The 19,915-nt window shown below is 41.5% G+C and carries 19 protein-coding genes and 1 pseudogene; 13 read left to right on the top strand and 7 right to left on the bottom strand.

All coding sequences use genetic code 11. The annotated features are described in order from the left end of the window. Positions 1-159: 159 nt before the first annotated feature. Positions 160-495, top strand: a complete 336-nt coding sequence (locus AACS98_RS09815) for a rhodanese-like domain-containing protein (protein WP_066378943.1) — start codon at positions 160-162, stop codon at positions 493-495. A gap of 105 nt (positions 496-600) precedes the next feature. Here AACS98_RS09815 and ygfZ read toward each other — a convergent pair whose 3' ends face one another. Continuing rightward, positions 601-1,584 (bottom strand): CAF17-like 4Fe-4S cluster assembly/insertion protein YgfZ, encoded by a 984-nt coding sequence (ygfZ, locus tag AACS98_RS09810; RefSeq protein ID WP_066378941.1) that lies wholly within the window; start codon positions 1,582-1,584, stop codon positions 601-603. 260 nt (positions 1,585-1,844) lie between these two features. Between ygfZ and AACS98_RS09805 the strand changes: the two genes are divergently transcribed. Next, positions 1,845-2,966, top strand: coding sequence for a site-2 protease family protein (locus AACS98_RS09805; protein ID WP_066378939.1), 1,122 nt, complete (start codon positions 1,845-1,847; stop codon positions 2,964-2,966). A 379-nt stretch (positions 2,967-3,345) separates the two neighbouring features. On the opposite strand, the gene AACS98_RS09800 is transcribed toward AACS98_RS09805, so the two are convergent. Beyond that, positions 3,346-4,356 carry a proline racemase family protein gene (locus AACS98_RS09800; RefSeq protein ID WP_066378933.1) on the bottom strand — a complete coding sequence of 337 codons (1,011 nt, stop codon included), beginning with the start codon at positions 4,354-4,356 and terminating at the stop codon, positions 3,346-3,348. Positions 4,357-4,555: 199 nt separating this feature from the next. Between AACS98_RS09800 and AACS98_RS09795 the strand changes: the two genes are divergently transcribed. Continuing rightward, the gene (locus tag AACS98_RS09795; protein ID WP_066378930.1) at positions 4,556-5,428 is read left to right on the top strand and encodes a DMT family transporter; all 873 of its coding nucleotides are present in this window, start codon (positions 4,556-4,558) and stop codon (positions 5,426-5,428) included. Between the two features lie 234 nt (positions 5,429-5,662). Here AACS98_RS09795 and AACS98_RS09790 read toward each other — a convergent pair whose 3' ends face one another. From AACS98_RS09790 to AACS98_RS09780, 3 genes are all read right to left on the bottom strand, one after another. After that, positions 5,663-6,769: a Glu/Leu/Phe/Val family dehydrogenase gene (locus AACS98_RS09790; protein WP_066378928.1), complete on the bottom strand. Its 1,107-nt coding sequence runs from the start codon at positions 6,767-6,769 to the stop codon at positions 5,663-5,665. Positions 6,770-7,047: 278 nt separating this feature from the next. Then, complete coding sequence (locus AACS98_RS09785; RefSeq protein ID WP_066378927.1) at positions 7,048-8,673, bottom strand: alpha-keto acid decarboxylase family protein; 1,626 nt, start codon at positions 8,671-8,673, stop codon at positions 7,048-7,050. Positions 8,674-8,792: 119 nt separating this feature from the next. Next, complete coding sequence (locus AACS98_RS09780; RefSeq protein WP_066378920.1) at positions 8,793-10,514, bottom strand: cation:proton antiporter; 1,722 nt, start codon at positions 10,512-10,514, stop codon at positions 8,793-8,795. 315 nt (positions 10,515-10,829) lie between these two features. On the opposite strand from AACS98_RS09780, the gene AACS98_RS09775 reads away from it, so the two are divergent. Further along, a complete protein-coding gene (locus tag AACS98_RS09775; RefSeq protein ID WP_066378919.1) occupies positions 10,830-11,576 on the top strand; it encodes a creatininase family protein in 747 nt (248 codons plus the stop codon). Between the two features lie 153 nt (positions 11,577-11,729). On the opposite strand, the gene AACS98_RS09770 is transcribed toward AACS98_RS09775, so the two are convergent. Continuing rightward, on the bottom strand, positions 11,730-12,353 hold the full coding sequence (locus AACS98_RS09770; RefSeq protein WP_066378917.1) for a class I SAM-dependent methyltransferase: 624 nt from the start codon (positions 12,351-12,353) through the stop codon (positions 11,730-11,732). Between the two features lie 416 nt (positions 12,354-12,769). Here AACS98_RS09770 and AACS98_RS09765 point away from each other — a divergent pair, with 416 nt between their 5' ends. The 4 genes and pseudogenes from AACS98_RS09765 (at position 12,770) to AACS98_RS09750 (ending at position 15,754) form a co-directional block, all read left to right on the top strand. Continuing rightward, positions 12,770-13,057 carry a Mo-dependent nitrogenase C-terminal domain-containing protein gene (locus tag AACS98_RS09765; protein WP_066378913.1) on the top strand — a complete coding sequence of 96 codons (288 nt, stop codon included), beginning with the start codon at positions 12,770-12,772 and terminating at the stop codon, positions 13,055-13,057. Positions 13,058-13,280: 223 nt separating this feature from the next. Then, positions 13,281-13,640: pseudogene (locus AACS98_RS09760) on the top strand (response regulator transcription factor); the annotation flags it as partial. A gap of 161 nt (positions 13,641-13,801) precedes the next feature. Beyond that, the gene (gene arsM / locus AACS98_RS09755; protein WP_066378907.1) at positions 13,802-14,770 is read left to right on the top strand and encodes an arsenosugar biosynthesis arsenite methyltransferase ArsM; all 969 of its coding nucleotides are present in this window, start codon (positions 13,802-13,804) and stop codon (positions 14,768-14,770) included. A 15-nt stretch (positions 14,771-14,785) separates the two neighbouring features. Beyond that, positions 14,786-15,754, top strand: coding sequence for an inorganic phosphate transporter (locus AACS98_RS09750; RefSeq protein ID WP_066378904.1), 969 nt, complete (start codon positions 14,786-14,788; stop codon positions 15,752-15,754). Positions 15,755-15,882: 128 nt separating this feature from the next. On the opposite strand, the gene cobS is transcribed toward AACS98_RS09750, so the two are convergent. Beyond that, the gene (gene cobS / locus AACS98_RS09745; RefSeq protein WP_066378902.1) at positions 15,883-16,644 is read right to left on the bottom strand and encodes an adenosylcobinamide-GDP ribazoletransferase; all 762 of its coding nucleotides are present in this window, start codon (positions 16,642-16,644) and stop codon (positions 15,883-15,885) included. A 316-nt stretch (positions 16,645-16,960) separates the two neighbouring features. Here cobS and AACS98_RS09740 point away from each other — a divergent pair, with 316 nt between their 5' ends. The 5 genes from AACS98_RS09740 (at position 16,961) to psbM (ending at position 19,758) form a co-directional block, all read left to right on the top strand. Continuing rightward, complete coding sequence (locus AACS98_RS09740) at positions 16,961-17,413, top strand: hypothetical protein (protein WP_066378899.1); 453 nt, start codon at positions 16,961-16,963, stop codon at positions 17,411-17,413. 128 nt (positions 17,414-17,541) lie between these two features. Beyond that, entirely contained in the window at positions 17,542-18,663 is a 1,122-nt protein-coding gene (gene tgt / locus AACS98_RS09735) for a tRNA guanosine(34) transglycosylase Tgt (RefSeq protein WP_066378896.1), read from the top strand. A 136-nt stretch (positions 18,664-18,799) separates the two neighbouring features. Continuing rightward, positions 18,800-18,937, top strand: a complete 138-nt coding sequence (locus tag AACS98_RS09730) for a photosystem II reaction center protein K (protein WP_066378894.1) — start codon at positions 18,800-18,802, stop codon at positions 18,935-18,937. Between the two features lie 285 nt (positions 18,938-19,222). Further along, positions 19,223-19,519 carry a 2Fe-2S iron-sulfur cluster-binding protein gene (locus AACS98_RS09725; RefSeq protein ID WP_066378888.1) on the top strand — a complete coding sequence of 99 codons (297 nt, stop codon included), beginning with the start codon at positions 19,223-19,225 and terminating at the stop codon, positions 19,517-19,519. Between the two features lie 122 nt (positions 19,520-19,641). Then, entirely contained in the window at positions 19,642-19,758 is a 117-nt protein-coding gene (psbM, locus tag AACS98_RS09720) for a photosystem II reaction center protein PsbM (protein ID WP_082803712.1), read from the top strand. The last annotated feature ends 157 nt before the right edge of the window (positions 19,759-19,915 follow it).

Genomic DNA, 19,915 nt, shown 5'->3' with positions numbered 1-19,915 from the left:
CTAACGACTAATGACTAATGACTAATGACTAATGACTAATGACTAATGACTAACGACTAATGACTAATCACAACGGGAATTTTTATTAATTGTGAAGAAAACCGAATTAATCAGAGATTTTTGCTAGATTGCTTCTTAGGATGGAAGCGAGAATTGCTTATGAGTACCGACTTAGTAACTGATGTAGAACATTTAAAGTTACGTTTGGAATGGGGTTCCCCTGGCTTTACAATTGTTGATGTGCGCGATCGCCACACATACAATCACGGACACATCACAGGCGCAATTCAAATTCCCCTCGATGAATTAGCGCAAAAAGCCCACACTGCCTTACATAAAGGTCGTCAAATCTACGTCTATGGCGACAACAAAGAACAATCAACCCGTGCAGTATTTATCCTGCGAGGTGCAGGTTTTCCTGATGCGGTTGAAATTCAGGGTGGTTATCACGCTTGGAAGTCTATAGGCGGTGCTACAGAAGGTGAGGCTGCATAAACTCCCTCTGTAGATTCTCCTGTTAATTGAGTTTCCTGATTGCTTAGTTCTTGATTGTACTGCACATTGTGCAGTACATTTTTCTGTTTGTGAATTTTAAATTATCTAAGGGTACTCGTGTGACACAAATGGGACTGGAACTACTTCACCCTCAGCGTTTCCTACTTGCACTTTTAAACCCACACCACCAGCTTTACTTTTGATATAACCTAATCCAAAGTAACCATCGGGGGTTGTAGTTAAACTGGTGAGTTTACCGACTTTTTCATCTCCTATTTTAATTGTGTCGCCTATTTCTACAGGGTTGTTGAGCCGAATTCCCCACAGATATTGTCTAACACCTTTATATGTATTTAAACGGGCGATGGTTTCTTGACCGATATAGCAACCTTTATTAAAAGATATGGTCTGCCATAAACCCACTTCTAAAGGATTATAATCATCCGTGAGTTCGGCATCTGGGGCTGGTCTACCTTGTAAAATACGTAAATGTTCCCAAGCGCGATCGCTTAATTCTACCGCTCCGAGTTCTAAAATTTGCTGCCATACTTTCTCTTTTTCAGACACAGGCAAAACCAAAGTATATCCCGGTTCAGCCAAGCCACTACCGACAGCTATGATGATATTACCATCTAATAACAGATGATTTCCGTGAGGTTGACCGATAATCGCCCCAGCACCTAATTTTTTGACTACCGCATCACTTTCAGGGCCGATGAGGCTAAAAGTCGCGGTTTCATCGGTGACATCGCTTAATTGTACTTGATCCGCAAAGAAAATATAACGATCCAGCCATTGGATTAAATACTCACGGCGGCTAGGGGAAACTAACAGCAGCACCGCATCATCGAGAACATAAGCCGTAACTAAATCAATGGTGCGGGCGGTAGATGTCAACATGACAGAATCACAGCCTTGTCCGGGTTTCAGGCTTTGCAAATCATTGGTACTCTGATTGTGTAAAAAACGGATTCTATCAGCGTCAGTAACACGGATACGTCCCCAAGCAGAGCGATCGCACACAGCAACCCCTGCTGTTGCGGCTGGGATGGCGATCGCGTCTTGACCGTCAAGTGCAGATGTTGGCATGATATGGAAAGGTGGCTTTATTTCAATGTTTTTGCATTGGCAATCTTAGCAAAGAATCACATACTGCGATCCGTATTATCTCAAGTCTCAACCAACAGGTGAACAGACATTACAAAACCTTGGCATTGCTGAAAACCGCACCCCAAAAGACGGACACTACTACCATTACAAAGATTAAAATTGCTTAATACTTCGTTACACTAGAGACAACGAGAGGGTAAAACAGCCACATCTCGTTGATGAACTCAAAGGAGAACAACATGAATGGCACAATTCGCGTTGGGAGTCTCTTCGGCATTCCCTTTTATATTCATCCGTCTTGGTTTCTAGTTCTCGGTTTGGTAACTTGGACTTATAGCGGCGGACTCATGGCACAATTTCCCCAATTATCCGGGGGGTTGGCGTTACTGCTGGGATTGATGACAGCGTTGTTATTGTTTGCCTCTGTTGTCGCCCACGAGTTAGGACATAGCTTTGTCGCCATTCGCCAAGGAATTAACGTCAACTCAATTACATTGTTTATCTTTGGTGGGTTGGCTAGCTTAGAAGAAGAATCAAAAACCCCTGCGGATGCTTTTTGGGTGGCGATCGCCGGGCCTTTAGTCAGTCTGTTACTATCTGGTATCATCACAGTCATCGGTGTGACTACCAACGTCACTGGCACTTTAGCGGCGATACTTGGTGTTGTAGCCTCTGTAAACTTGGCGTTAGCGTTGTTTAACCTAATTCCTGGCTTACCTTTAGATGGCGGTAATATCCTCAAAGCGATTGTCTGGAAGATTACAGGTAAACCCTATAGAGGTGTCAGCTTTGCCAGTCGAGTTGGACAAATCTTTGGGTGGGTAGCGATCGCGTCTGGTGTAATTCCGTTATTCTTGTTTGGTAGCTTCGCCAACTTCTGGACTTTGTTAATTGGGTTCTTCCTAGTGCGGAATGCTGGTAATGCGGCACAATTTGCCAGAGTGCAAGAAAAACTCACAGGATTAACAGCCGCAGATGCAGTTACAGTTGACAGTCCGATTGTTTCTGCTAATTTGACTCTCAGAGAGTTTGTAGACCAACAAATAGTTTTAGGTAACAACTGGCGACGGTTTTTAGTTACCAACGATGAAGGACAATTAGTTGGTGCGATCGCACGAGATAACCTACGGATTATAGATACCACACTTTGGTCAGAAACACAAGTCAAAGATGTGATGAAACCAATTGAATCTACCACCATCCCATCAAATCAACCATTGCTAGAAGTAGTGCAACTGTTTGAGAAACAACAATTATCTGCATTACCTGTGATTCGTGACAACGGCGTGTTAGTGGGAATATTAGAAAAAACAGCGATTATTCAACTATTGCAAAGCCGCACCGAACCCAGCCCCGCATAGATTTCTCATGGAAAAACGCTCCTTCTCTAACTCCCTCAGAATGTCTGAGGGATTTTTTTGTAGATAATTTTTGTGGGGTGGGCATTGCTGACAAGTTGCTCAAAGTCTTAATTTTACGTTGTTGGGTGTGCATCGACTGAAGCTTATTGAGAATGGTGCAAGATATGACTTCTCTGAAACCCCCAGACATACTGGGGGATTTGTTTATATTTTCTAGAGATTATCTGCGAACTTTTCGTTTTGTTTTGTTGTGCCAATAAACAGTAATAATTTCATGGTTTAACAGTCCTCCTTTACAGATAACTCGTAACCCTCGAAGTTCATCTATAAATTTTACTCAATGCTGTTCAAACCTGGATTAATGAAATTTATTAGATAATCAACCGACAACAAAACCGTATTTGAGAGGATCATTAGCATCGACTACAAACTGTTGAATTCCGGTGATATGAGCATCTCCAGTCAATACGGGATTAACTGCTACCATATCACCTACATTAACTTTAGCAACAAGTTTTCCCTTAAAAGTAGTACCAATAATGCTCTGACTGGTAAAATTTAAACCTAATGGCAGTTGATTTTTACCGTAAAGTGTAGCCATCAAAGCTGAAGTACCAGTACCACAAGGACAACGATCCATTTGACCATTACCAAAAATCACCACACCTTGAGAAAATGGTACAAAAGCTTCAGGTTGTTCATAAATCATTGTGAATTCAACAGTATTAATATGTTGTTCTATGGGATGCTGCACACTAATCTGTTCATTAACTGCTTTTTTTACCAACATTCCTAAACGGATCAGTGTAGAAATATTATCAGGATGAACAGCAACCCCTAAAGCTTGTGCTTGAACTATAGCAAAAAAGTTTCCACCAAAAGACACATCGACTAAAATTTTTCCTATGTCGGGGAGAGTAATTTCTACGTCTTTCGCATACAAAAAAGAAGGAACATTAGCGACGCACACTTGACTTACTTGGCTTTCCTCAATTTTGGCACGACATTCAACTAAACCTGCGGGAGTGTCGAAGCTTACTACTGTTTCTGGTTCTATGATGGGAATCATACCAATTTCAATCAGAGTTGTAGTAGCACCAATAATTCCACTCCCACACATATCGATATAACCGGAATTATCCATAAAGATAATACCGTAATCACTTTGATTAGTAGTTGGCGGCGTAATAATTGCGCCAAACATATCTTTATGTCCTCTAGGTTCTTGCATAAGCAGAGTACGAATATGGTCTAGTTTGTCTTTCATGTACTGCTTCTTCTGTGCCATTGTTTCGCCTATAATTGGTGGAATACCACTCAAAACTATACGGGTAGGTTCTCCATCTGTATGGGTATCAATAGCGGAAATGATTTGCATGAACCTTGCCATAAAATAATGCCTACTTAATTAGTTATTTTGAATAATTTAAAATGTACAATAGCTTTTTGTTGGTAGTGTTCGCGTAGCGTCTCGTAGAGAGCGATTTATCGCTCTCTGGGAATGGGTTAAAGGGCTAAAGCCCTTACTACGAACTTTTCTTTTATTAAGTCCTTCTACTTAATTCATTTTCGGACTTGGCAGTATAGCTATGAATCAGCAAAAAATGCTTGGATATATTCTAGGAAGCATGGCGACTATTATCATGGCTTCTTTAGGAATTTTTGTCCGAAATATTCCCTTAAATCCCCAAATAATTACTTTAGGACGCTTTGGTTTTGGTTTTTATTTTATTTTAATGTATCTCTTAATTACTGGAAAAATTAATCAAGTTAAAATTCTCAAGTTATCCTTTTCTCTGGTTGCTAGTGGAGTTTTTATAACTTTGTGTATTTGGTTATACATCAATGCTATTAATAGTACAACATTAGCTAATGCGGTTTTTCTATTATATATTGCTCCTTTGATTGCATCTGGTTTAGCAATTTTTTTAAACCAAGAAATATTAACTTTAACAAAATCATTATTGCTCGGTTTGGCGTTGATAGGATGCCTATGTATTATTGAATTTAATCTGACGTTCAACAGTTTAAAATCACTAGGCTATTTATGGGGAATTCTCTCAGCGATATTTTACGCACTATTCATAGTTACCAATAAACAGATATCACAGCAAATACCGCCATTAATTCGGTCTTTTTGGCAATTATTCTTTGGTACTATTGCTATTGCGGTTATTATCTACCTAAGCAACACAGAAATTATCATTGATTTCCCCATAGACTTATATTGGTTAATAGCTGTCGGTTTCATCTATGGATTTATTGCCCTAACTCTGACAATATCTGCTATTAAACTGTTAGACACCTATGAATATAGTATTATTTCTTATTTAGAACCTCTCGCTGCCACACTGTTGGGATGGATGATTTATTCAGAAAAAATTTCAGGATTGCAAGCAGTTGGTTGTGTGATTATATTGTTAACTGGTGTTATGCAAATTTTTCTGTCAAGCAAAACTTAAAATGTGATTGTATCAGCAAAATCTCATTAAATAATATCTTGCACTATTCTCCATAAGCTTCAGGCGATGCACAGCCAACAATTAAAAGCTCAGGCTTTGAGCAACTCTCAAGCAATGCCCACCCTACAAAAATGTTAATCAAGCTCATGACTTATTGCTACATCCGCGTTTATCTGCGTTTATCTGCGTTCTCTTCTCACTCTCGTTAAGAACCTCTATATTTGAAAATCACATTCAAAATTGCCTGACAATACTAACTCGTTGCTGGGCGAGTTCCATAGCTGCTTGGCGGGGAAGCATTCCTGTCTGAGCAGATTTTTCTAAAACTAGGGTTGTGTTGTGCAGAATTTTATTAGCAACAGCTGGTAAAGCATCTGCTTGTGTACCACCATCATACTCTACAGCCGCACAAATCACACCCCCTGCATTAGCAATAAAATCAGGTACTACCAGAATATGACGGTCATGACAGATGCTTTCTGCCTCTTCTGTCAAAGGAATATTAGCACCACAAATAATCATCTGAGTATGTAACCGATTAACATTATTAGCATGAATCACATCAGGTCTAGCGGCTGGTATCCAAATTTCACACTCGATATCAATCACCGCATCTCGGTGCAGTTTTTCACCGTCGGCATAGTCAATTACACTGTTACCAGATTCTTTTATGGCTATAAGTTCGTGAACATTGATACCACGGGGGTTAAATATTGTACCTTGAGAATCTGCGGCAGCAATCAATATTGCTCCCTCGGCAGTTAAAAAACGGGCGGCGTGTTTACCGACAGAACCAAAACCTTGAATCACAATTCGCGCCCCGTGCAGGTCAAGGTGACAAAACTTACTAGCGACCTCTGCACAAACACAGATACCAAAACCTGTAGCACCAATTTCATCGAGGGGGATACCGCCCATTGCTCTGGGTAGTCCCACCGCCCGACCAGTTTCTTGTTTCACCCAAGCCATGCACTGCTCATTAGTTCCCATATCCGGGCCGGGAATGTATTCTGTGATGTCTCTTATAGCACGGGCAAAGGTGCGGATTAAGCGTTCTTTAGTGGGTAAGGGTAATTTCGGATCTGCTAAGATTGCAGATTTACCGCCACCGTGGGGTAACTCCGCCGCCGCATTTTTCAAAGTCATGGCTCGCGCTAGACGAAACACCTCTTCTGTGGTGACATCCGCCGCCATGCGAACTCCGCCAATAGCTGCGCCGCAAGCGGTGTTATCAACAACCACAATGGCTTTTAACTTTGTCGTGGGGTCATAAATGTGGATAATTTTAGAAGGGCCGAGGTCATCGGCAAATCGAAAGATAATTTCTGAGTCATTAGTCACGTCGCTGCGCTCCGAATTCAAAATTCAAAATTCAAAATTCAAAATTCTTGCATTAAATACCCTACGGATAAATCCGGGTTATTGAATTAATGTAGTTTCAATTTTTTCTTCTCCATAAATCAATTTAGGCGGCTCAGATTCTTGTTGGCTTGGGGCATTGGGCATTAGTCATCAAAAAAGTCAAAAGTCTTCGCGCCAGCGTCACGCAGTGAAGAATTCTGGGGAAAAATTATTTAATTTTGAATTTTGAATTTTGAATTTTGAATTTATTTGTCTCCTCATCCCTTCAGAGTTTTGGCGAATAGTTTACTTAAGTGTTCCAAGGCTGGTGAGACATCATCTGGAAGCAGTCGCACATCTAAAATACTGAAGGTGTTACTGTCTCGTGCTGTGTGTAAAGCCTGTTGTAATTGTTTACCTGTCTCTATCACGAAACCGTTACCGCCTAAGACTTGGGCTAATTGGGCATAGTCGATAGTGGGAATATTCACAAATGCTGCATTTTGATGACCCATTGCGCGCAGGGAGGCAAAAGAGCCATTATTAATAATGATGACGATGGGATTTAGTCCTAAGCGTTTAGCTGTGAGTAATTCCATTCCGGTCATTTGGAAGGCACCATCACCAACTAAAGCGATCGCTCTCCTGCTATCATCAGCTAATTGCGCTCCTATTACCCCAGGAACTCCAAACCCCATGCTGGCATAAAAAGCCGGACTGAAAAATGATGTTCCTTCCTGAGTCTGAATATCATCGGCTGCAAATAAGGTGTCGCCGACATCTGTCACCAGTAAAGTTTTACTGTCAATAAATTGGTTGAGTTCATAAAGTAATCCACTCATAGAAATCCTACCCTTGGATGGTTGCACACGGGGTTTCATTTTCGGGATGCTGGATAACTCTCTATGCGGTAAATCTGAGCTACTAGACAAACTATCAATAAAATCTTCAAACCTGACATTCGGGTATTCGTGACGCTTAATAGCTATCCTTTCCGAAGTCGCATAAACAGTATGACTGGGGTTGAGTTGGGCGGTAAACATACCCAAATTTAAATCGCTCATGAACACGCCCAACATCAGCACACAGTCTGATTCTTCCACGATTTGCCGCAGATGGGTATCACCTGCTTCACCGTTGTAAATGCCAAGATATTGGGGATGTGCTTCAGGAAAAACTGATTTACCTAATATGGTCGCACAAACAGGTACGCCTAATTTTTCTGCTAATGCTATCACCTGGGGTTGCAAACCAAAACGGTGTACTTCCGCACCAGCCAAAATTACAGGTGATTTAGCTTGGTGCAGCATTTCTAAAGTTTCGTCTAGGGCTTCTTGTAGGGTATCTGCATCAGTGCGCTTGATGGGTGAAGAATAGTTTTCCGCCTCCTCAATGTCTGCATACACCATATCGCGGGGAATTTCTAGGTAAACTGGACGTTTAAAGGTGATGGCGTAGTCTAGGGCGCGATGAATTTTAGTATCGGCTGTTTTTGGATCATTGAGGGTGGTAGCGTAAAGGGTGACTTCTTCGTAAACACGCCTTTGGGTATCAAAGGTTTTGATTTTGTGGTGTAGTAGGTTATGTTGTTGTCGTTCTTTGATGCCGGGTGAGCCACTTAAAATTATTAAGGGGGATTTTTCAGCATAAGCACCTGCAACGGCGTTTACCATGTTTAAGCCGCCGACGCTGTAGGTAACTACGGCTAAACCTAAGCCACGTATGCGAGCATAAGCGTCAGCCGCAAAGCCTACGCAGGGTTCATGTGTCATGACGACTGGTGTTATTTGGCTGGCTGCTAGGGCATCAAATAGGGTTAAGGCGAAGTCTCCAGGGATGCCAAAGGCGTGTTTTACTCCTTGTTGGTGTAAGATTTTGAAGATGTGTGGTGCTAGTTGGGGCATTTTTGGTTGATTTTTTTGTGAGGGTTTTTTAAACGCAAAGGGGCGCGGAGGAAACGCGGAGGGGCGCGGAGGTTTAAGTGAGGTTTTACGCTGATTTTGGTTGATGGTTAGCTTGGGTTTTATCTATCTGGGCGGATGCTGCGGTATCTATCTGTGCGAATGTCTGTGATGATTTGATCTATTTGGGTTTTTGGTTCTCCTAGTGTTGTTAGGAGATGTGCGCTTAGTTCTAGGGCGGCTTCAAATTCTGGTTGTACCACTTCTTTGGCTCCAATTTGGGTGAGTAGGTCGATTTCTCGGTCGTGGTGCGATCGCGCTATGATGTCTAGTTGGGGTGCGATCGCTAATGCTCTTTTGAGTAGTAATCTGGATGAAGCAGGATCAGGTAAGGCTATCGCTAAGGCTTTCGCTTTTTCTAGGTGGGTTTTCTCTAGCACTAATTCTGAGTCGGCATCACCAAAAATGTAAGCTATGCGTTGCATTCTCAATCTTTGGATGGCTGCTTCGCTGTTTTCCACTACTAGGACTAGATAACCCTGGTTGAGTAAAATATTTACTATTACTTGTCCGACTCTTCCGTAACCTGCAACTACTACATGACTACTAATGGTTTCGGGTATTGATAAGCTTTGCGGTTCGGCAAATTGTCGCAGTGATTTGGCAAAAAATGGCATCTGGGTAAGATGTGCTAGCAATTTCGGCGCAAGTTTCAGGGATATTGGTGTTAAAATCAGTGTTACGGCTGTGGTTTCTAACAGTAGAAAATATGTCCTTTCGGGGATGAGTTGCAGTTGTAATCCCGCTAACGCTAAAACGAAAGAAAATTCTCCTATCTGGTTAATTCCAAAACTTGTTAGGATGGCAGTTTTAAGTGAGTAGCCAAATTTTAAAATGATGGGCATGACAATCATGGCTTTACCCAGCATGACTAATGTCACCAGTCCCAAAACTAGCCCTAAGTTCTGGATTAATATAACTGGATCAATTAACATCCCGATGGAAGCAAAAAATAGTGAGGCGAAGGTATCTCTTAAGGGTAATACTTTGGCGAGGGCGTGATCTGCATAATCAATCTCGGAAACCATTAACCCGGCGACAAATGCACCCATTTCTATAGATAAACCCAGTTTAGCTGTCACCAAAGCCACCCCTAAACACAAAGCAATCACCGTCAACACAAATAATTCCGTGCTTTCCGTAGCTGCAACGTTACTAATTAACTTCGGAACTATCCAACGTCCACAGGCGATCGCTACTCCTAAAAATACCAAAACCTTCAACAACACACTACCTAACGCCAAGCCAATACTTTCCGGTTGTCGCAAAGCAGGTAAAAAAGCTAACATTACTCCCAAAGCCAAATCCTGAGCAATTAAAATTGCCAGCATCACCTGACCATGCAGTGTATTTGTTTCGCCTCGTTCTGCTAAAGTTTTCAATACCACCGCCGTAGAAGACAGGGAAAGCACCACGCCGACAAAAATACCTTCTGTAAAACCACTCACCCAACCCAGAGTTATTGTTAAAAAGGCGACTAAAGCCGTAGTTAAACCAATTTGTAGTAAACTACCTTTAATAGCAATATCCTTAACTCGTTTCAGTTCTGTGAGCGAGAATTCCACACCCAAAGCAAACAACAAAAAAGCTACACCAATTGATGCTAAGGCTTGAATTCGTGGCACATCACTTAACAGCTTAAAACCATAAGGCCCCACTGCCAAGCCCGTCGCCAAATAGCCAAGTAACACAGGTTGGCGCAGTCGGTTGGCAACATATCCCCCCAGGGCCGAAGCTCCTAAAACAATTGTAAAATCAAGAATTAAGCCATGCTCTGCTGCCATCGTTCTCTACAGGGGATAAATTTGTTAGTTATGAGACTATCTTGGCGTAATTCCTAATTTTTTAACTCATTGGCAGCATCACTGAAGTAGCTGGTTGCAATTAAATATAAAATGTGGGATGGGCCGGACAGCCCGTAAACAGGCTAGAAGCCTGTTCCACTATCTAACAATTAATTAAGCCTAATTACTTGAAGATTGTTTAATCTTACTTTGCCTTTAGTTTTAGCTTTTCTAACACTATCCTAAGTAATAGATGTAGAAGAAAGTTTGTAGTAAGGACTTTAGTCCTGATTAGATTGAGGATATTAAATAAAAATGTTACTACATTTAACTACGTGGCAAGAAGTTGAAGAATATTTACAAACATCCCCAGGGATAATTTTACCTATAGGTTCAACAGAACAACATGGCCCTACAGGTTTAATAGGTACAGATGCAATTTGTGCAGAAGCGATCGCGCGTGGTGTGGGTGAGGAGACAAAAGCCATAGTAGCCCCTACAATCAATGTAGGGATGGCATTACATCATACCGCCTTCCCTGGTACAATCAGCCTCCGCCCTAGCACTTTAATTCAAGTCATCCGAGACTATATCACCAGTCTCACCAAAGTAGGTTTTACCAAATTCTACTTTATTAACGGACACGGCGGTAACATCGCCACACTGAAAGCCGCATTTTCCGAAACCTACGCCCATCTAGAAGACTTACAAATTGCCAACGCCGCCAAAGTAAAATGTCACATTGCTAATTGGTTTATGTGTAGTTCCGTCTACAAATTAGCAAAAGAATTATATAGTGAGCAAGAAGGTTCTCACGCCACCCCTAGCGAAGTAGCCCTCACCCAGTATATTTATCCCGAAGCCATTAAACAAGCCCCCCTATCACCAGAAGTAGCATCAGGACATAGAATTTATAGTGCTGCTGATTTTCGCGCACATTACCCAGATGGACGCATGGGTTCTAACCCAGCCTTAGCAACACCAGAACATGGTAAACAATTTTATCAACTAGCAGTCAAAGAACTCAGCAATGGTTATTTAGAGTTTTTGAACACACAATAAATATTCAAGCCTTGCTGAACCAAACTCTCTAAAACTCTCACTCTCTGCGTCTCTGCGCCTCTGCGTGAGAAAAATTCATATTTTCTCTGAACAACGCCAACATTTCAGTAGTAACTCACCACTGTTTCCAACAGTAAGTTACTACTAAAAATTTCACACTTCGCCTACAGGTTTAGCTACAATAGTTAATAGAACAGGCCCTAACAAATAGTGGTGATTCACACATACCAGTCCCGCAGAAGCAGCGAGCATTTCCCGTTGCTCAGGACTGTAGAACTTGACGCTTTGATGAGAAATTGACAATGTTAGCGGTTGTTTCTCTGTGTTGCTAGTAATATCAACCAAATAAAAGCGTCCCCCAGGAGCAAGTACCCGCCCTACTTCCTGCAAAACCTGTTGTGGTTGTTGATAATGCAAGAAACTAATTGTATTGAACACAGCATCAAACTGGCGATCGCCAAAAGGTAAAGCCTCAGCCTTGCCTTCAAGAAATATTAACCTGGGATGGTGACGGTTGCTGAGTCTTGCTACTCGCAACATATTAGAAGATAAATCTAAACCCGTACCCCGCAGTTGGGGATATTGAGTAGCTAAACGTTCCAACAAGCGACCAGTTCCACAACCTAAATCTAACACGTTGGCTCGCTCTGGCAATTCCACATATTCTAACAGCCGTTTGTGGACAGCTTGGTAAAACACCGAAGGTAACAGCCAATCATAACTAAAAGCCCAACGGTCAAAAATTAACTTTTTCGTCTTGAGAAATTCGTTAGTCATTAGTTTTCGCAGCTTGCGCTAGATGCTGTAAGCAATCAATTTTTAGCTGCGCCTCCCATCAATTTATTTACAACAACAGCCAATAATCTCTAGCCTAGCGTTTAGCACCAGAGATAGGAGGGCGATTTTTTGGCAAGCTTCCGTAAAACTAGGGACGAAAAGTGTAGTTAATAGTGTCCCATTAGTTCAAACATCAACATAGGAAAAAAAGTAAAAAACTATACAATGGGTATTGTAATTTTGAATTTTGCGAAAAGTTCTGTAGGCGGGTTTCCCGCCGTAGGAAACTTGTCAAGACGAATTTTGAATTTTTAATTCCCCGCAGGGGTTGACTGCATAAAAACACAAAACCCCACCGTATTTATTAATAGAGGTCGCAATACACAAAACCAGCGAGATTATCAAGGTGATTAATTATGACAACCATTACTCAAGTTATTTCCCACCATGACCTACTGTATCCGATTCGCAGATGGTTAGACAATATCGAAATTCATCACCCCAAACTAGCCCATCTGTTGTGTAGAGTTATTCCGGCTCAATGTCCGTTTGAAAGAGATGTAACGCTATTTGGTCGTCAGTTGTTTCACATTCCGCCAATGTGTAAATTAAATCCTCTCTATGAGGAAGTTGTGGGTTTGCGTTTCAAAGCCCTTTGTTATCTGGCTGATGAATGTGGTGAAGATATCACAGCGTATTGCTAAATAATGATTGGTGCATCAGTAGCCATGATCAATCTGTGATTACACAACTACGGTTGTTACTTAAGCAAAAGTATACTAAGCTAACGTGCAGCTATTTAGATGTCTATATAATTGGCTAGCACGGCACACTCAAAGTAATCAGACTCTGTGGACTCGGTAAAAGCCTATGTTATAAGCATCTTATCGCTGTCACCGTGCCTAATTACTTCTGCCAAAAAATAATATGACGCACATCTTGCTAGTTGAAGATGAAGTCAAACTAGCCCAATTTATAGAATTAGAACTAAATTATCAAGGGTATGAGGTAAGCATCGCCTACGATGGCTTAACCGCGATGTTGGCAGCAGGGCAGCTACGTCTAGATTTAATCATTGTAGATGGGATGTTACCTGGTGTGTCGGGTTGGGAGGTTTGCCGGCGTTTGCGAGATACGGGTAATAATGTGCCGATAATTTTATTAACCACTAAAGATGAACTGAGCGATCGCGCTACTATTTTAGATAGTGGTGCTAATGATTATCTAATCAAACCCTTCACCGTTGAAGATTTATTAGCTACAGTCTATGATAATTTGCGAAGTAAGTAGAAAGTAGACACCGCAGATATTTTGCAATTTGCAGATTTACACCCTGACAAACCAAGATTCTTAATGCTGTTTTTAGCAAAAATTGATGCAGTTGAGAGTTTAGATATATTACGATGCTCAGAGTCATCTAAACCACAACACGCAAATTTTAGATTTTCATGACATATTTAGAAACAGCAGCACAATTTTATAGTGAAGTTGCCCAAACGCCAGAGGTAGGACTTTGTTGTGTGCAGAGTACACCTTTGCAACTGCCAGGGTTGAAAATTCCCAGCAAAATGCAAGAAATGAACTATGGTTGTGGGACTACTGTACATCCCAATGAACTGGCAAATCAACCCACCGTGTTATATGTCGGTGTTGGTGGTGGGTTAGAGGCTTTGCAGTTTGCCTATTTTTCTCGCCGTGGGGGTGCTGTGATTGCTGTTGAACCCGTGGCGGCGATGCGAGAAGCCGCCTGTGCTAATTTAGAAATGGCAGCGAAAGAAAATCCTTGGTTTGACACCAGCTTTGTAGAAATTCGTGAAGGTGATGCTTTCCAGCTACCTGTGGCTGATGCTTCTGTGGATATCGTGGCGCAGAATTGCCTGTTTAATATTTTTGAACCTGAAGATTTAAGTCGCGCGCTACAAGAAGCTTATCGGGTTTTAAAACCGGGTGGACGTTTACAAATGAGTGATCCGATTTCTAAGAGTCCTATCCCCGCACATTTGCAACAAGATGAGCGATTACGCGCTATGTGTTTATCTGGCGCACTGACTTACAAAGAATATGTTCAGCGTATTATTAATGCTGGCTTTGGTCAAGTGGAAATTCGGGCGCGTCGTCCTTACCGCTTGTTAGATGCGGCAACTTATAATTTAGAAACCCATCTTTTGTTAGAAAGTCTTGATTCGGTGGCTTTTAAAGTGGCAATTCCCGAAGATGGTGCTTGTATTTTTACGGGGAAAACCGCGATTTATGCTGGTTCTGAAGCATTTTTTGATGATTTAGCCGGACATATTCTACAACGTGGCATTCCGGCTGCTGTTTGTGACAAAACTGCTGCTAAACTAGGAAATTTAAAGCCATCAGAAATCATAATTACTGATTCAACTTGGCATTATGACGGTGGTGGTTGCTGTTAATTTCACATCGCCAAAATGTTGTTAGTAAGTATATTTATCGCTACGCTATTTCTAGCTTATGTCAACGGGGCAAATGACAATTTTAAGGGTGTAGCAACGTTGTTTGGTAGTCGTACTGCTAGCTACCAAACAGCGATTTTGTGGGCTACTTTGACGACTTTTGCCGGGGCGGTAACATCGACTTTTTTAACCAGTAAATCTGTGAGAGAATTTTCTGGACAAGGAATTTTGGATGATGCGATCGCTCACGCGCCTGAGTTTCACATAGCTGTCGTAATTGCCACAGCTTTAACTGTATTAATTGCCACTTTGTTGGGCTTACCTGTTTCTACATTCCACAGTTTAATCGCTGCTATATTTGGTGCTGCTTTAGTAGCAATTGGACTCAAGGCTAATTTTACAGTTTTAGCAAGTTCCTTTCTTGTACCTTTATTTATTAGTGCTGTTCTAGCTATTCCCTTAGCAGCAGCAACTTACAGCTTTGTAGAATATATTAATTCTCGTTTTCATCTACAACCTAGCCAAAAGTTTATTAAGATTTTTCATTATTTCAGTGCTGGCATCATCAATTTTACTAGAGGTTTTATTCATACTTCTGAGCTAGTGACTCTGATTGTAATTATTGATTATTTTTCTATTGCAGGTGCAATGATTACCATTGCAATGGCTATGGCTCTTGGTGGGTTACTCAACTCACAAAAGGTTGCTGAAACCATGAGTCTTAAAATTACACCTATCAATCCCATCCAGGGTTTATCTGCCAATATTATCACCAGCATTTTAGTAATTGCAGCCAGTATTTTTCAGCTACCTGTGTCTATAACTTATGTTGCCGTAGGTGCGATTTTTGGCGTAGGAATTACGACTCATCAAGCTAATAAATTAGTTTGTTCAAAAATTTTGCTAGCCTGGATTTTGAGTATACCTATCGCCACGATTATCAGTGGGATAATTTATAGAATCTTGCAAGGCTCAAATACTTAAAGGATGTTGGTAAATTCATGAACAAGATTGAACTGATATCTTGCACCATTCTCAATCATCCTATGGTGGGCAATGCCGAAAATGTGAGCATTAGGATTGAGTGAATTTTTAGCATTGCCCACCCTACGCTAAAATATTGTCAGCACACACAAAAATAAGGCTTCAGTCCACTCGACAACTGCGCCGTAGGTGTCGCCTGTGTGTCCGCCGAGTTTGTGGTTAAACCATGCACCTGTTAAACTAGCGATCGCACATCCCCCAATCATCATGACTACTGGCATCATCCAGTTGTTAGCATTCAGCCACCATAATAAACCACTGACTGCCAACATCAACAACAATCCTGGGAGTAAATCTAAATAGGAAGCGATCGCCTCTTGATGTAATGCACCTTTACCCGTAGGCTTTAAATAAGGATAACGCCAAATTGCTAATTGTTGTCCCCAACGTCCCCAACCACAAGCAGCCATTAACACCAGCCAACGGTAATCTGTGATATCTGTCAAGGCAGAGGTTTTAAATAATAATACTGCGATCGCTGCCATTGCCCCAAACGCACCCGTAGCACTATCTGCCATCACCTCTAAACGTCGTTCAGGATTACCAACAGCCAAACCATCAGCTGTATCCATCGCCCCATCTAAGTGTAATCCCCCAGTGATGGCAATCCACACACCCACCACCACAGCACTACGAGTCAAGACTGGCATACCCAAATACATCAGTCCCGTATCTAATAACCCTACCATACCACCAATGACCAACCCCACCACAGGGGCTAAACGCGCCACCCGGCGAAAATCTAAACCATCTATATAAGGTAGAGGAATAGTAGTATAAAAAATTACGCCAGCTAATAATTGTAATCCTAAATTTTGCTGCTTCAGCATCATTCCCCAACCTCTTGGGCGCAAGTCAATTTTAAATATTTAGCGAAGATTACTGTTAATTAACCCAAACTTTGTTATGCTGGTGTCTGTAATCTGGTTTGTTGCGTGACAATTATAACGTAATGTTATTAAATTCAACAAGCTAAAATTACAACACAGTATAGTCTTGTTCTGCACTCAAAAATTAACAATTGACTCCAAGTAATTAGACGATCGCTCGCAAAAGTTGATATTTTTTGTATGTAGAGGATCAACAAGCTGTGTAAACAATTGTCTAGCTGTGTTGGACTCGCAATTGCTCCTTCTCAATTTTTCTATGAGTCATCATCTACCCGACACCAAGATACCTGCTCCGTGCATTGTTAACACGGGGATAATTGTAAATAAACTCGACATGAAGCGACTGTTAGCCGATGTAGGTCGAGTCCACTACATCTACACCCAAGAAGACAAGCTACTGAGTGAGGGTGAAGGGGATGTGATGGAAGTATTTGCAAATCCGCATCGGTCTACTTTAGTAGCTAACAATTCTCTGTATCTCAACGTTGATAGTTTTGACTATCTGGAACTCAAACAGTCACCAGAAAAACAAACCTACTTCGACTTGATGCAAGAAAGTATGTGTTTGCGTCTGATACCCCTATCCACTCCTTTACAGGAACGTCAACAAAGACAGTGGAATGTCAGCGCAATTGAAGCCATGATGGACGAAGTGCTGGCGGCTAGATGGGATGCAGAAATTGATGACGACTGTTCGGATATGTTTTAACATCGCTTGGATAGCATATACTCAAAATTTGGCAATTGGTAATAGATAGACGGTAATACATTAAAAAGGACTGTTTGTCAATTACCAATTATTGTTTTTTCTATACAGCACACAACAGTATTTATACCTTGAGTTCCACATTTTCTTTTCAATCCCTAGCTAGCTGTAGCCAAACCAAAGCCAGAGCCGGCGTATTTTACACCCCCCACGGGTTAGTCGAAACTCCCCGATTTATGCCTGTGGGGACGCTCGCTAATGTTAAAACTGTCACCCCAGCCCAACTGCAAGATACTGGGGCGCAGATGATTTTATCGAATACTTATCATCTCCACCTCCAGCCAGGGGAAGCAATAGTAGCTGGTGGGGGTGGTTTGCATAAGTTTATGGGCTGGAAAGGGCCGATACTCACCGACTCAGGTGGGTTTCAGGTGTTCAGCTTAAGCGAAATGCGAAAGATTACAGAAGAAGGCGTAACCTTTCGTTCACCCCACGATGGGCAAATTATTAAGTTAACGCCAGAACGCTCCATAGAAATTCAGAATATTCTAGGGGCAGATGTAATCATGGCTTTTGATGAATGTCCACCCTATCCAGCGACTCGCCAAGAAGTTGAAGCGGCGACACAAAGGACTTACCGTTGGTTAGAACGTTGCATCGAGGCGCATCAACGCCAAGATCAAGCTTTGTTTGGGATTGTCCAAGGTGGGGTATATCTGGATTTACGTGCTGAAGCTGCGAATACTTTAACTGAGTTTGATTTACCTGGCTATGCTATCGGTGGTGTGAGTGTGGGAGAACCACCGGAACTGATGGCGCAAATTGTCCAAGCTACTGCGCCATTGTTACCAGCCCACAAACCCCGTTATTTGATGGGGGTGGGGACTTATCGAGAAATGGTAATTGCGATCGCTTCCGGGATAGACTTATTTGATTGTGTGATTCCTACCCGTTGGGCAAGACACGGTACGGCGATAGTTAACGGCGAACGTTGGAATTTAAAAAATGCAAAATTTCGTGAAGATTTTGCACCAATGGATGAAACTTGTCCTTGTTATGCTTGTCAAAATTTCAGTCGTGCTTACATTTCCCATTTAGTGCGATCGCAGGAAATTTTAGCCTACACCTTATTGAGCATTCATAACATCACCGAACTCATCCGTTTTACCCAAAAAATTCGCCAAGCCATATTAAGCGATCGCTTCATGGCAGAATTTGGTCATTGGCTCAATTCCCCAGAAACCGAAGAATAGGAGAAAGCAGAGGAGCAGAGGGAGAAAAGCTAATGACTAATAACTAATGACTAATGACTAATAACTAATGACTAAACCATGTTAAGATACATCTCAATTATGAAATCTGTGTTGGATTAGGTGGATTTAAACAAACATGGAAGCAGCACTATTATTAGCAAAATTGCCAGAAGCTTACCAAATCTTAGACCCACTGGTTGACGTTCTACCAGTGATTCCCGTTTTCTTTTTATTGCTTGCTTTCGTATGGCAAGCTGCTGTTGGATTTAGGTAAGTTAACACATTATCAATTCATAGGACAGGTATTTTACCTGTCCTATTTTTTTACTTGGCTATAAATTTAATAATTCTTAACTTTTTGTCATAACACCTTACTATGGTGCGTCAGATCGAACAAATTTGCTGACACAACCTAAAAATGACTTTAATGAGGATGCTTGTGCAACTGCTTCCGTCTTGAAATTTGATAATTCTTAAATTTTTGTAATAGATTAAGATAAACTCAATAACATAGGTGTATTGCCTGGTCAGCTTGCAGTGAGAGAGGAATGATTGAGTTATGGGTAATATCAAATTTGTCAAAGAAAATAAAGAAGTAATAGCAGCCGATGGTGCGAATTTGCGGCTAAAAGCAATGGAAAATGGCATTGACATCTATAAATTTTTTGGCAAACTCACAAATTGCGGCGGCGGCGGTCAGTGTGGTACTTGTGTAGTAGAGATAGTAGAAGGAATAGAAAATCTTTCCACTCCTACAGATGTGGAAAACCGGATGCTGAAGAAAAAGCCAGCTAATTACCGTCTAGCCTGTCAAACCTTAGTGAATGGCCCTGTTAGTGTCGTCACCAAACCTTAATTTGCTTGATTTTTCCCGGCATCAGCCTTTGCAGTTGAATCAGGAAAAAAAAGAGCTAACACTGACATTGTTGATGCTATTCTAAAATTGTTGACTGGAAATTACAGAGAGGCTGCGTTGCCATGCAAGTTAATGACCTAGGGTTCGTAGCGAGCATTCTGTTCGTGTTAGTACCCTCCGTATTTTTAATCATCCTTTACATCCAAACTGCTAGCCGCGAAGGTAAAAAAGATACTTGATCGTTTTTTGTATAAGATAAAAAAACCCCTGTACCTTTTGGTATAGGGGTTTTGATTCATCAACCGCAAAACTGAGATAGGATTTACGCCAGTGTGATCAGCAAAGTCTGGTGTAGTGCGTCACAAGCGATAATTGGGGAAAAAATCACCGATTTTC

Origin of the sequence: Anabaena sp. CA = ATCC 33047 (assembly GCF_963870205.1) — a bacterium.
Lineage (GTDB): Bacteria > Cyanobacteriota > Cyanobacteriia > Cyanobacteriales > Nostocaceae > Trichormus.
The sequence above is the reverse complement of the archived record's forward strand: the minus strand, read 5'-3'. Positions and strand labels throughout refer to the sequence as shown.